The following is a 12,979-nucleotide window of genomic DNA, read 5'->3' on the forward strand; positions in this document are numbered from 1 at the left end:
CAAGCCGCACGAATGGGCATGGTGGTGGCTGCAGCCTTTTTTATTGTTATTTCTGCGGTTCAGATCGGGTAATGCCGCGGTCCATGCTGCAAGGTGACCCAGCGCAACTGGGTGAAATGCTCGATGGACGCCTTGCCGCCAAAGCTGCCGTAGCCGCTGGACTTGACCCCGCCGAAAGGCATTTGCGCTTCGTCGTGCACGGTCGGGCCGTTGATATGGCAGATACCCGACTCGACCCGTTGGGCCAGCGCCAGGGCGCGCCCGGTATCGCGGCTGAAAATCGCCGCCGACAACCCGAACTCGGAGTCGTTGGCCAGGCGCAGTAGCGCTTCATCGCCCTCCCCGCGCAACAACACCGCCACCGGACCGAAGGATTCCTCGCGGTACAAACGCATGGTCTGGTTGACGCCATTGAGCAGGGTCGGCTGCAAAATGCTGCCATCCAGCTGTCCGCCGACCACCAGCCGCGCGCCCTTGCCCAAGGCATCGTCGATCAACCCCTTGATGCGCGTACCGGCACTGGCATCGACCAGCGAACCGAGCACCGAATCCGCCGATGCGGGATCACCGGCGCGAAGGGTCGTGACCTTGGCCGCCAGCCTGGCGACAAAGGCGTCGGCGACCTTGGCATCGACGATCAGGCGTTCGGTGGACATGCAGATCTGCCCCTGATTGAAGTACGCGCCGAAAGCGGCTGCCTCGACCGCCGCATCCAGGTCGGCATCATCGAGCACCAGCAACGGCGCCTTGCCGCCCAGTTCCAGCAAGGCCGGCTTGAGGTGGCGCGCCGAGAGCTCGCCGACAATGCGCCCGACATGGGTCGAACCGGTGAAGTTGACCCGCCGCACCGCCGGGTTGGCGATCAGCCGCTCGACAATCGCCGCGGCATCCGTCGGGGCATTGCTGATGACGTTGACCACGCCATCGCCTAATCCTGCATCCTGCAAGACCTGGCCGATCAGGCGATGTACCGCCGGGCTCAGCTCCGAAGCCTTGAGTACCACGGTATTGCCACACGCCAGCGGCATGGCGATGGCGCGGGTGGCGAGAATCACCGGGGCGTTCCACGGGGCGATACCCAGCACCACACCGCAGGGTTGGCGCAGGGCCATGGCAAAACTGCCCGGCACATCCGAGGGGATGACTTCGCCATTGATCTGGGTGGTCATCGACGCCGCTTCACGCAGCATGTTGGCCGCCAGCCGCACGTTGAATCCGTACCAGTTGGCCATGGCCCCGGTTTCGCCAGCCGCGGCAATGAACTCGGCACTGCGCGCCTGCAACTGCTCGGCCGCCTTGAGCAAACGGGTGCGACGTTCATTGGGCGCCAGGGCGGCCCAGGCGGGAAACGCTGCCTGGGCAGCAGCCACCGCGGCATCGGCATCTTCCAGGGTGGCGGCGGCCACCCGCGATACCAGTTCACCGGTCACCGGGTTGCGGCGTTCGAAGGTCCGACCGTCGCGGGCAGGCAGCGACTGGCCGCCAATCAGCAGGGGCACGTCCAGCATGGTGATTCCTCTTTATTGTCTTTATCGGGAATACATTCGAGCGATGCAGGGCGCCGAGGCGGATATGCACCCGGCGATCAGTCTCAGCGCTTGTAGGCCTGCAGACCGGGCTTGATGCTCTTGTCGTCGAGGAACTGCTTCATGCCCTGCTCGCGGCCACCTTCGGTATCGAGCAGGCGCGACTGGTCAAGCTTGGCGTACAGGTAGTCCTCGTTCTGCTCCCAGGTCAGCTCGCGGCAGCGCTTGAAGCCATGCTTGGCCGCACGCAGCACCACCGGGTTTTTCTCCAGCAGGTTGCGCGCCAGATCCACAGTGACTTCACGCAGTTGCGCCAGGGGTACGCTTTCGTTGACCAGGCCCATCTCGGCAGCTTTCTGCCCACCGAAGGTCTTGCCGGTCATGATGTAGTACAGCGACTGACGATGGCCCACGGTGTCGGCCATGGCCTTGCTCACCAGGTTGCCCGGCGGGATGCCCCAGTTGATTTCCGAGAGGCCGAAGGTCGCTTCGTCGGCGCAGATCGCCAGGTCACAGGCTACCAGCGGGCTGAAGCCGCCACCGAAACACCAGCCGTTGACCATGGCGATGGTCGGTTTGGTGTACATGCGCAGCAGCTTCCATTGCCATTGCGAGGCTTCACGGCGGATCTTTTCCTGCAGGATCTCCGGGCCCGCGTCCACTTCGCGGAAGTATTCCTTGAGGTCCATGCCCGCGGTCCAGGCTTCACCGGCACCGGTCAACACCAACACGCCGGCCGCCGGATCCTGCTCCAGGGTTTCCAGCACATCGATCATTTCCCGGTTGAGTGTCGGGCTCATGGCGTTGCGTTTTTCCGGGCGATTGAGAATGACCCAGGCGATGCCTTCTTCGATCTCGACCTTGACGGTTGTCCAGCGACTTTCGTAGTTGCTCATGGCGTTGCTCTCTTGTTCTTGGCTTGAAGATGACTGGAAATTAAAGGAGCCAATTAGTTATGTCAATTAACTATTAATCGAATTAACCATTTTTTTATCCACCCGCAAATATCCTCCGAACCCATCGCGCTGAACGACGGGCATAGCTATCAGCGGCCAACCCCGGCAAACTAGATACGCTTGTTAACCTCCACTTCTTCAGGATTCACCCGCAATGGCCAAGCCTTCTCCCCTCGCCGACCAGAGCGAGTCCCCGTCCGCCACCGCCGAGCTGCAGGCACCGCTGGATTCGGCACTGGATGACCTGATCGGCTACGCGATGCGGCGCGCCCAACTCAAGCTGTTCCAGAACCTGATTGGTCGCCTGTCAGCCCACGACTTGCGCCCCGCGCAGTTCTCGGCCCTGGCAATCATCGACCGGAATCCGGGGCTGATGCAGGCCGACCTGGCCCGGGCCCTGGCCATCGAGCCGCCGCAGGTGGTGCCGCTGCTCAATAAACTGGAAAGCCGCGCGCTGGCGGTGCGGGTGCGCTGCAAGCCGGACAAACGCTCCTACGGAATCTTCCTGAGCAAGACCGGCGAAACCTTGCTCAAGGAGCTCAAGCAGATCGCCGCGCAAAGCGATTTCGACTCCACCTCATCGCTGACCGGCGAAGAGCGCGAGGAGTTGCTGCGCTTGCTGAGAAAGGTTTACCAGGACTGAACGCACGCGGCCGGCACGCCCAAAAGGGGCGGCCGGCGGGGAACATCGAAGGCCCCGGGATTACCAGATCGGCAAGGTATAGAGCACCAGGAAGCGGGTCTGGTTTTCATCGCGGAATGCCGCGCCGGCCGGGAAGTCATTGCGGTAGATCGATTTGCGCGCCAACAGGCCGACGTTTTTCAGCGGGCCGCTCTGAATCACATAACCCAGTTCCATCTGAAACTCGCGTTCCTTGCGGTCATCGGCATTTAAAGCGGCCAACTCGATATTGTCGCCGCGCACATAACGCAACCGCCCCTTCAGCCCAGGCACGCCGGATGCGACGAAGTCATAGTCGTAGATGGCTTGCCAGGTGCGCTCCCTGGCATTGAGAAAGTCCGAACTCATGGTCAGCTCGCTCATGCCCATCAACTCGGTGCCGGAGATGTACGGCGTCGCCGTGTCGCCACTGGCGTGCATGTAGCCGAGGCTCACCCGGTGCCCGCCGAAGCGGTAGCCGAACAATGCCGAGAGGTTGCGGTTGTCCACCTCACCCGCCTTGGCGCTGCCATCCTCGCGGCTGAAAAAACTGCGCAAGTCACTGGTGAACACACCTTCGCCGAGCGGCAGGTTGTGCAGCAACGCCAGGGTGTCCTGTTGGTACAGGTCGGTCACCTCGGCATGGTAGGCGCGCAGGCTCAGGTCCTTGTTGACCTGGTAATCACCCCCCAGATAGGCCAGGTGTGACGTGGTGGCTGCGCCATTGAATCGCCGGTTCGGCGAGGCGATGGTCATGACCTGATAGTCCGTGGAGTCGCGCTTGTTGATGCGATCGATGTAACCGGTGTTGAGGGTCAGGCCATCGATATCCCTGGAACTGAGTGTGGTGCCGCGAAAGGTCTGTGGCAGCAGTCGCGACGGGCTGGCAAGGGCAAACGGCAGGAAGATCGAGACATCGCCGCTCTTGATCGTTGTCTGGGCAAACCGCAGCTTGGCCGTTGGGGCCAGCCGCGAATAGTCATCCGCCGCGCGCTTGTCGCTTGCCGATACCGGCAACAGCTCAGTGCCGCTGCGATCCGGAGCGGAGTCGAGCTTGACCCCCAGCAGCCCCCGCACGTCCAGACCAAAGCCTACAGTCCCTTCGGTAAACCCCGACTCCATGCCCATGATGAAACCCTGAGCCCACTCCCGCGCGGCCGTCTTGGCGCCGCCGTCCTGGTATTCACGGTCGATGTAGTAATTGCGCAGGGTCAAGTTTGCGTGACTGTCCTCGATAAACCCCTCGGCCCGCAGCTGAGAGGGCAGAACGCTGACGCCTAGCAGCGCCACGACCCACCCTGGATGGATACTGCAGACACAGGGGAGCGACGCTACGGAACCGGTGTTCATGGGGCGTTTTGGCATGTTCGATGTCCACTTTTTATTGTTGTTTTTGAGTGCCGGACCCGCACGGGTCTGCCGGCTTCACCATCAGAGAATGGAAACAGCCAAGGGTCGCCGTCAATCGCAGATGACCGATAATCGAACATTAATATTATTATCTATTTTCACATCAGCATCAGAATTAATTCTTAACAATCTGTTTTTAAACGATTTATTAGTTGGATTTTGCAATTTTTAGCACATCATTCTTTTTTTAGTTATCTTTGTTATCTTAATCGCCAGCGGTCACTGACGGCGTAGCCAACGCACGAAAGGCTCGACTGCATAACAAAAACAACAATGAGGTTCACCCATGGACAGTCCATCGCGTCGCTCGACGCTGACAATCGCTTTGTGCTTTATCGTTGCGCTGATCGAGGGGTTCGATCTGCAGGCTGCCGGCACCGCTGCCGCAGGATTGCGCCAGAGCTTTGCCCTGGACCCGAAAATGATGGGCTGGGTGTTCAGCGCCGGGATCATTGGCCTGCTGCCGGGTGCGTTTTTTGGCGGCTGGGTGGCCGATCGTATCGGCCGCAAGAAAATCCTCGTCGGCGCCGTGCTGCTGTTCGGTGTCTTCTCGCTCTGCACCGCCTATGTCGAGAGCTATTCCAGCCTGCTACTGGTGCGCTTCATGACCGGCCTGGGCCTGGGTGCCGCCCTGCCCAACCTGATTGCCCTGTGTGCCGAAGCCGTGAGCGAGCGCCATCGCGGCACCGCCATCAGCGTCATGTACTGTGGCGTGCCCTTGGGCGGCGCGCTGGCGGCAGTGGTGGCGATGTTTTCCAGTGAACACTGGCAAACCACCTTTTTCATCGGCGGTCTGACGCCCTTGCTGGTGGTGCCGCTGATGGCCCTGCTGCTACCCGAATCGACTGCGTTCCGCCAGCAACACGTCACGACCGCCAGCCCACGGTCGTCTACCGCCCAGGCGCTGTTCGGCGAAGGACGCGCACGCTGCACGCTGGCCTTGTGGTTGAGCTATTTCTTCACCCTGACCGTGATGTACATGCTGCTCAACTGGCTGCCCTCGCTGTTGCTGGAACAGGGTTTCACCAAGCCCCAGGCAGGCATGGTGCAGATGCTGTTCAACATAGGTGGGGCCATCGGTTCGCTGCTCGGCGGAGTGATGCTGGACCGCTGCAATGGCCTGAAAGTGGTCCTGTTCGTGTACGCCGGAGTGTTGGCGGCGCTGGCCGGGGTCGGCCTGTCAGTGGGTATCGTGCCGATGGCAATCGCCGGGTTTGCCGTCGGGCTGTTCGTCATGGCCGCACAGCTTGTGCTGTACGCCCTGGCGCCCCCTTCCTACCCGACCTCGGTGCGCGCCACCGGTGTCGGCGCGGCCGTGGCCATCGGCCGGCTCGGCTCGGTGGCAGGTCCCCTGGCCGCCGGCCAGATCCTCGCCGCCGGTGCCGGCACCACTGGCGTGCTGCTGGCAACGTCACCAGGGCTGGTGATCGCCGCGCTGTCGATCCTGACCGTGATCGCCCGCAAAGGAGCGACCAGCGAGTCTCAACCGCAAGCTGCAAACTGAGCCCCGCTACCATGCGTTCGGTGCGATGTTCACCTATAACCTCGGCGGGCACGCGTTTGGCCTGGGCAGGGCAAGGAATGGGAGCGCGATACCGACATCGGTTACGTCGTGCAAAGCGGCCCGCTGAAAAACGTCGGGGTGAAATGGCGCAACGCGACGGTGCGTTCGACCAACTTTGGCAGCGATCTGGATGAAAACCGTTTGATCGTCAGCTACACCTTACCAATCTGGTAGGCGTTGCGCTCTGCGTCACTATTGCCCGGTACACAGGGTTTATAGCTGAAGGCTGCCTTGCGCAGCTTTCAGCTTTAATCACTCACGCCTTCCATAGGAGTCGGCTAGCCGCGACGCGGTTAAAGGAGTGCGAAGCGCTTTTAGATGCCTATGCCAAACAGGTTGTCGAGGCTCATGATGAAAACCACTGACAAGTCGGGCGGTGCTTCAACGGCTGCGCCAATCCAGAAGGCGTCAACCGACAGTGTCTGGCGCACCATGCCTGGCGGCATCTGGGCGCTAGGCTTCGTCTCGATGCTGATGGACATCTCCTCAGAGATGATCCATGCATTGTTGCCGCTCTACATGGTGACAGTACTGGGTACCTCCGTCTTGGCAGTGGGTCTCATCGAAGGAATAGCCGAGGCTACGGCCTCGATCACCAAGGTATTCTCCGGGGCACTCAGTGATCGATTGGGCAAGCGCAAACTGCTTGCGGCGCTGGGTTATGGGTTGGGGGCGCTGTCCAAACCGATCTTTCCTTTGGCAGGCTCGCTGGACTGGCTGACCGGGGCGCGCTTTATCGACCGTATCGGCAAAGGGATTCGCGGCGCCCCGCGTGATGCATTAGTGGCCGACATCACACCACCTGCGATACGGGGGGCGGCTTTCGGCCTGCGTCAGACTCTGGATACCGTTGGTGCATTCCTGGGACCGTTGCTGGCGATTGGTTTGATGTGGCTGACCGCGAACCACTTCAAGACTGTGTTCTGGGTCGCCGTCATCCCGGCCTTCCTCGCCGTCGCGGTTTTGCTTTTGTTCGTTCATGAGCCCAAACAGGTACAAGGGACGCAAAGGGTGCGTACGCCCTTGAGCCGGCGGGAATTGGCCCGACTGGGCGCCGGCTACTGGTGGGTGGTGGGTGTCGCTGCGGTGTTCACCCTGGCGCGCTTCAGCGAAGCCTTTCTGATCCTGCGCGGCCAGGCCGTTGGGCTGGCGCCGATGTGGGCGCCAGCGGTACTTGTCCTCATGGGAGTGGCGTACTCGCTGTCAGCCTATCCTGCCGGGGCATTGTCTGATCGTGTCAGCCGCGTGACGGTGCTCGGCGCAGGTCTGATATTGCTGATTGCTGCCGATCTGACGCTGGCGTTCGCGCCGGGCATCGCCGGCCTGGTCGTCGGCGTCGTTCTATGGGGGCTGCACATGGGGTTTACCCAAGGGACATTCGCCGCCCTGATCGCCGATTGCGCGCCGGCTGAACTGCGTGGGACGGCATTTGGCATGTTCAATCTGCTGACTGGGTTGGCTTTGCTGTTGGCTAGTGTCATCGCGGGGGCGCTGTGGGATACGGTCGGCTACCAAGCTACCTTCCTGATGGGAAGCGGCTTTGCTGTTCTGACTTTTCTGGGGTTGTGGGTGATCCAGGCGAAAGCTCAGGTTCGATAGCAACACCCAGTCACTACCGACAGGACGGCAAGTCCGTCTGCCTCTGGTCGATTGCAGCCCCTCACGACAGGTAACAATCGGCCAAAAGCAGCCGCTCGAAAATGCTCTGGATCCAACAGCTTGTTCACACCACTGCTAGGCTTTTCATTCGCGGAGAGGAAAGGCCACATGCCGGATTTAGGCGTATGTTTCAAAGTCCGAAGGGGCTGAACCACCATGCGAAGGAAATCTATTCATGTTGATAAAAGTCGAAATACTGAGTACATCGGACGGCTGCAAACTTCAGGAAAATTGCAAATTTAAACTTAACTTGCAAACTTACCTCACTCAGCACGCTAGAAGTTTAAGCCGATTTAAAGCAACTCCAAGCTAAACGTATTGTGAGGAAAAAAGTGTCACGAGGTACGTTCGGCGCCACCATTTTTAAACTTACCTTGGCAGGTAAGGATTATGCATTAGAGCGGCTTTAGCCAACGTAATATCGACATATGGGGTGTGACCTAAAGGTACTTTCTGAGTGACATGGTTCACCTGAACGTTCGGTTAGTCAGCATAAAGTCGAGAAAAACCACATGACGGGTCTATGTACGACCATTGGTCGCATTCACTGATCACAGGCAGCAAAAGATCAGAAATCCGCTATGACAGTTAGTAACTGCAACTTCATTCATTGCACATCGTCAGAGGAACGCCCCGCGATGCGAAACTCACTTAAGCATTCGAGACTTCGTTTTGGCTTTTTACTTACTGTTATCTCAATGGGGCTGACTGCTTGCACCAGTAACGAAAATATTATTACACCTACCAAAGAAATTACTCGACCACCTATCGATGATAGCGAGACTTCGTCTGTGCGTGTCACTACTAGCTGGATACAACACTCGCTTAGCCAAACTGACTGCCTGAAGCACGCCCGGGCGGCTCTTACAAAAGCGAGATATTTTGTTGATGCAGGAGACAGATCAGTCTTTGGTTTTCGTGAAGGTATGACTTTTTCGATCCGCTGCGACTACGAAGGAGTTGCTTTTTTAGCAGTGGCTTATCGCCACAGACCAAGTACTCAAATCCAGGATCGGATCTTGAATGAAATAACCAGGTTATTTTAAGGACTAAGGCTAGAGGTATAGGGGCTCGTCCACAGCGAGATCAAATGCCAGTCCTCTTTTCTGAGGTAAAACCTTGGCTTACCCATCCCCCACCTACTCCACCAAATTCAAGGCGGCCAGTGGTGCATGTGCATGACTGCAATCAGCTGGAGGTCGTGCCGCCGCACCGTCGGAGCATCAAATACCGAGAGCCAGACGATATTTCTCCGACTTTCCCCCTTGCACCACTTCCCGATCGGTTGAATCCACAGTCGTTCTCTGCCAGTCATGACAGGCAGAAATCGGCCAGAAGCGCTCGTTCAAGAGAGGATGCGAGGTAGTACCAAGGATCAGCAGAATATGCACGCTCATGGCAACGAATGGCTGGCCAGCCAGGCCCGGGTGATCGTGAAAGCTTGAGCCAACCGCTCAGGTGCGCATGTCGCGGGGCATGGGATTTCCACGCTCCAGTACACCTGAGGTGGCAGGACATTGAGCAACCCGGCCAAGGGCAACTGCCCCTGACCGGGCGGCAGGCGACCCTCGCGGGCTTCGCGGATGATTCCCTCCCCCGTGGGTGCCAGCGCCAGCGCATCGCACCACTGCACGCCATGGATGTAATGCCGATCCAGTTGAGCCACGGCAGCGGTGTCAGCTCGACGAATTCGATCTCGTTGACCACCACGCCTTCGCTATCGAGCGTGGTCTTCAACTGCCGCAGCGCCTGGCTGCCCGGCGCCAGCGGGTAAGCGATGCCACCCGCCATGGCCGGGTGCAGGCGCAGGCCGACCGAACTGGAACCTGCGCGCGCCGCCTCTCGTACCAGCACATCGGGTGCCAGCTCCAGCGCGGTGAGGTGCGCGACACCCAGGCCACTCAATAGGTGGCCCTCCCGCCACTGAGGTCGAACACAAAGCCTGTGGTAAAGCTGCACTCGGGCCCGGCGATACCCATGACGCTGCGATCCAGGTAGTTGATCATGGTGCCACCAGAAATCAGCGCCAGGATCATGAATCGGGTACGGGTCCTGGCGGTTTGCGCCGCCGGACAGGCGAGCGTTGCCGCCGCAAATCTATTGTCGGTCGTCATGGTTTTGTTCCTTGTTTTTATCGGAGTATTACTGGCAGCACCGCTGCCCAGGGCCGGTTCAACGCTCGCCAAAACCGAACAGTCGCCGTGGCGTGTCCCACATCACCTTTTTCCTTTCACTGAAGTCGGGCATCAGTCGCTCAGCCAGCTTGAGCAGCGGCCCGTAGTCCACGCGCGATTGCTCGCGAATGAACGGCCAGTCCGAACCCCACACGCACGCATCCGGGCCAAAGGCCTGGAGCAGCGCCCGCACGTAGGCACCAGCTTGTTCATCGAGATGATCGTGGGCGGCGAACTTCTGCATGCCGGAGATTTTCACCCAGGCCCGGCCGCTCCCGGCCAGGTCCAGTAGCGCCTGGAACCCTGGCTGGCCGACGCCTGCACGGACGTCGGGACGGCCACAGTGGTCGATGAGCAGCCGCGGCGCAGTCGATTCAATCAAGCCCAGCAACTCGACCAGCTGGTTGCCCTGGACCTGGATCTGGGCGAACAGGTCCAGTTCAGCGAGCCGCCCGAAAAGCCCGGCCGCATCACTCATGACGTCCACGCCTTCCAGCGCCGGATTGAATGCAATGCCCACCACGCCCTGTTCCTTGAGCGCTGCCAGCTCATCCAGTGGGGTGTCATGGTCGATAACGGCAATCCCCTTGAAGCGGCCTTCGCTTTGCGCCAGCGCATGCAGCAGGCAACGATTGTCCGTGCGGTAGCCACTGCTCGGCCCCACCAGCAAAGCGTGTTGCACACCATAGGCGCCCATGACCCGACCGAACTGCTCCAGGGTCGCGATCTCCTGCCCGGCGGGTGCGTAAACCGTGTCGGCGCGATAGGCAAACCGCACGGGATCAAACAGGTGGTTATGGCAATCGATCTTGGGTTCGTCGTAGATGCTCAAGGCTGCTCCCGCCAAGCGTCACTGCGCTTGCTCACTGATCTTTGTTATTGTTCGTCGCGGTGGGCGATGCCGTTGCAGTGAAGATACGACCAGGCGATCAATAGCGCTCATACACAGATCGCTCGAACAATAACCAAAGGTTAATGACCCATGCCCTACGGCGAAGGCCCCGACGCCAACACGATGGTGTTCAAGCTGCGGCACATGGAAGTGTTCCGGGCGGTGATGCTGACCGGTTCGATCAGCGGTGCGGCAAAAATGCTCTACGTGTCGCAGCCGGCAGTCAGCAAGCTGATCGCCTATATCGAGAGTCGGCTGGTCTACCGCCTGTTCCAGCGCATCAACAACCGCCTGGTGCCCACCGCCGAAGCCGTGACCCTTTACCGGGAAGTCGAGCGTGTCTACCAGGCCGCGCTAGCCGTCAATGAGTGTGCGCTGGCCCTCGCCAACGGTCCCCACCGTCAGCTGCGCATCTGTTGCAGTGCTTCGCTGTCGACGGTGGTCATCCCGTTCGCCCTGGCCCGACTCAAGCAGCAATTGCCATCGCTGAACATTGAATGGCAAACCACGCTGATGGGCGACATGCCCAACCAGATACTCTCGAAGAAGGTCGACCTGGCTGTTTCGGCACTGCCGCTGATCCATGACCACCTGCACTCGCTGCCCTTCATGCGCGCACGCATGGTCTGCGTGATGCCGGCCGATCATCCCTTTGCCCGGCGAGCTGCATTGTCACTGCACGAACTGGTCGACCAGCCGTTGTTGCTGTTTCGCCCCGACATGCCTTTTGGCCAGTTGCTGGCCGACGAGATCGAACGCCAGGGCCTGAACCTGTGCTCCATGCTGAACTTCACCAATGCCAACGAAGCGGTCGCCCTGGTCAAGCAAGGCATGGGGCTGACCATCATCGATGAGTTCGTGGCCCAGGACAGCGGGCTGATCGTCGTACCGCTGGTTGAGGCGATTCATTTCGATATCAGCTTTGTCTACTCGCGGTTCGAGCCGCTTGGCGAATCCGCCACGCAGCTCATGCAGGTGCTTTATCAGCAGGCCGTCAAACTGGGACGACTGATCCCGGGATGCGAACTGCCGAATGTCGACCGATAGCTACCGTTTGCCCGCATCGGTCACCAGGATTAATGAATGCCACACCACGAAGGCGGAGCAGCAGATTGAACATCGATACCCGAATCAAATTCCGTCATCTGGTGTGTTTTCTCGAGGTGGCGCGCCAGGGTAGCCTGGCACGTGCCTGCGACAAGTTGGCAATCAGCCAGCCGGCGCTTTCGAAAACCCTCAAGGAACTGGAATCCCTGCTGGCTGCCAGGCTGTTCGAGCGGAGCAAAAAAGGCTCGACGCTGACCGAGGCCGGGGTGGCTTTTTTGCGTTATGCGGGGCCGAGCGTGCAGTCGCTGCGTGAAGGGGTCAACAGTTTGCGCTCCGGTGTACATGAGCCGATTGCCGTACGGCTCGGCGTGCTATCCACCGTCGAAAGCCTGTTGGTGCCTGAGGTTGTCTGCCGTTTACACGACCGGCATCCCGCCTTGGCGGTCAGTGTCGTGACCGGGCCGAGCGCCTACCTGCTGTCCCAACTGCGTGTCGGCGAGCTGGACCTGGTGGTCGGCAGAATGACCGATAGCCCATCGATTCACGGCTTGACGTTCGAGCACCTTTACAGCGAATCCATGACCCTGGTGGTACGTAACGGCCATCCAGTGCTGACTGATCCACTGGGGCATAAAAACCTCGAAGACTATCCAGTGGTACTGCCGCTGGCAGGGACGACGATCCGCAAATTCGCCGACAGCCTGTTTGTGCAGCACGGGATCACCCCTTCGCGCCAACGCCTGGAAACCCTGTCGGTGGCCCTGAGCCGGCGCTACATACAATGCAGCCAGGCAATCTGGGTCGCGCCTTTTGACGCGGTCAGACAGGACTTGAAGCTAGGTGAGTTGGTGGAACTGGGGATGCGTGAAGCCGGTGGTTCCGTGGGGCTCTGCACAAATCCTGTATTGCCGGTGACACCCGCGGCCCAGTGGTGCGTGGAGGCATTGCGCGAGGTCGGGCAAGAATATCGCGAAGGGAAATATCCATAACCATTTGGACATGCAACAAGTCGGTTTTTTCAATTTTGGGTTGGGTCGCACAAGAGGAGACTGGGCTGCAAGTCGCTGCCATCGCAGCGCTTGCCTCTGAC

General features: G+C 59.8%; 10 protein-coding genes and 3 pseudogenes. 7 read left to right on the plus strand and 6 right to left on the minus strand.

Translation table 11 applies throughout. From position 1 onward, the window contains the following. Positions 1–59: 59 nt before the first annotated feature. Both AC3ITY_RS19540 and AC3ITY_RS19545 read right to left on the minus strand, forming a co-directional pair. Positions 60–1,508 carry an aldehyde dehydrogenase gene (locus tag AC3ITY_RS19540; protein ID WP_489304446.1) on the minus strand — a complete coding sequence of 483 codons (1,449 nt, stop codon included), beginning with the start codon at positions 1,506–1,508 and terminating at the stop codon, positions 60–62. A gap of 83 nt (positions 1,509–1,591) precedes the next feature. Further along, positions 1,592–2,422 carry a p-hydroxycinnamoyl CoA hydratase/lyase gene (locus AC3ITY_RS19545; RefSeq protein WP_489304447.1) on the minus strand — a complete coding sequence of 277 codons (831 nt, stop codon included), beginning with the start codon at positions 2,420–2,422 and terminating at the stop codon, positions 1,592–1,594. A 214-nt stretch (positions 2,423–2,636) separates the two neighbouring features. On the opposite strand from AC3ITY_RS19545, the gene AC3ITY_RS19550 reads away from it, so the two are divergent. Next, positions 2,637–3,125 carry a MarR family winged helix-turn-helix transcriptional regulator gene (locus tag AC3ITY_RS19550; protein WP_489304448.1) on the plus strand — a complete coding sequence of 163 codons (489 nt, stop codon included), beginning with the start codon at positions 2,637–2,639 and terminating at the stop codon, positions 3,123–3,125. Between the two features lie 60 nt (positions 3,126–3,185). Here AC3ITY_RS19550 and AC3ITY_RS19555 read toward each other — a convergent pair whose 3' ends face one another. Further along, positions 3,186–4,493, minus strand: a complete 1,308-nt coding sequence (locus AC3ITY_RS19555) for an OprD family porin (protein ID WP_489310943.1) — start codon at positions 4,491–4,493, stop codon at positions 3,186–3,188. 346 nt (positions 4,494–4,839) lie between these two features. Between AC3ITY_RS19555 and mhpT the strand changes: the two genes are divergently transcribed. From mhpT to AC3ITY_RS19575, 4 genes and pseudogenes are all read left to right on the plus strand, one after another. Further along, on the plus strand, positions 4,840–6,057 hold the full coding sequence (gene mhpT / locus AC3ITY_RS19560) for a 3-(3-hydroxy-phenyl)propionate transporter MhpT (RefSeq protein WP_489304449.1): 1,218 nt from the start codon (positions 4,840–4,842) through the stop codon (positions 6,055–6,057). A gap of 66 nt (positions 6,058–6,123) precedes the next feature. Then, positions 6,124–6,291 (plus strand): annotated as a pseudogene (locus AC3ITY_RS19565) (OprD family outer membrane porin); the annotation flags it as partial. Positions 6,292–6,468: 177 nt separating this feature from the next. Further along, positions 6,469–7,716 carry an MFS transporter gene (locus AC3ITY_RS19570; RefSeq protein WP_489310945.1) on the plus strand — a complete coding sequence of 416 codons (1,248 nt, stop codon included), beginning with the start codon at positions 6,469–6,471 and terminating at the stop codon, positions 7,714–7,716. Positions 7,717–7,991: 275 nt separating this feature from the next. Then, positions 7,992–8,186: pseudogene (locus tag AC3ITY_RS19575) on the plus strand (hypothetical protein); the annotation flags it as partial. A gap of 983 nt (positions 8,187–9,169) precedes the next feature. Here the strand turns inward: AC3ITY_RS19575 and AC3ITY_RS19580 are convergent. The 3 genes and pseudogenes from AC3ITY_RS19580 to AC3ITY_RS19590 form a co-directional block, all read right to left on the minus strand. Then, on the minus strand, positions 9,170–9,442 hold the full coding sequence (locus AC3ITY_RS19580; protein ID WP_489304450.1) for a hypothetical protein: 273 nt from the start codon (positions 9,440–9,442) through the stop codon (positions 9,170–9,172). A 235-nt stretch (positions 9,443–9,677) separates the two neighbouring features. Further along, positions 9,678–9,758 (minus strand): annotated as a pseudogene (locus AC3ITY_RS19585) (3-oxoacyl-ACP reductase); the annotation flags it as partial. A gap of 190 nt (positions 9,759–9,948) precedes the next feature. After that, complete coding sequence (locus AC3ITY_RS19590; protein ID WP_489304451.1) at positions 9,949–10,782, minus strand: amidohydrolase family protein; 834 nt, start codon at positions 10,780–10,782, stop codon at positions 9,949–9,951. A 150-nt stretch (positions 10,783–10,932) separates the two neighbouring features. Between AC3ITY_RS19590 and AC3ITY_RS19595 the strand changes: the two genes are divergently transcribed. Together AC3ITY_RS19595 and pcaQ are read left to right on the plus strand one after the other, a co-directional pair. Next, a complete protein-coding gene (locus tag AC3ITY_RS19595) occupies positions 10,933–11,889 on the plus strand; it encodes a LysR family transcriptional regulator (protein WP_489304452.1) in 957 nt (318 codons plus the stop codon). Positions 11,890–11,954: 65 nt separating this feature from the next. Further along, a complete protein-coding gene (pcaQ, locus tag AC3ITY_RS19600; RefSeq protein WP_489304453.1) occupies positions 11,955–12,878 on the plus strand; it encodes a pca operon transcription factor PcaQ in 924 nt (307 codons plus the stop codon). Positions 12,879–12,979 lie beyond the last annotated feature (101 nt).

This window comes from Pseudomonas sp. GL_091 (genome assembly GCF_057837725.1).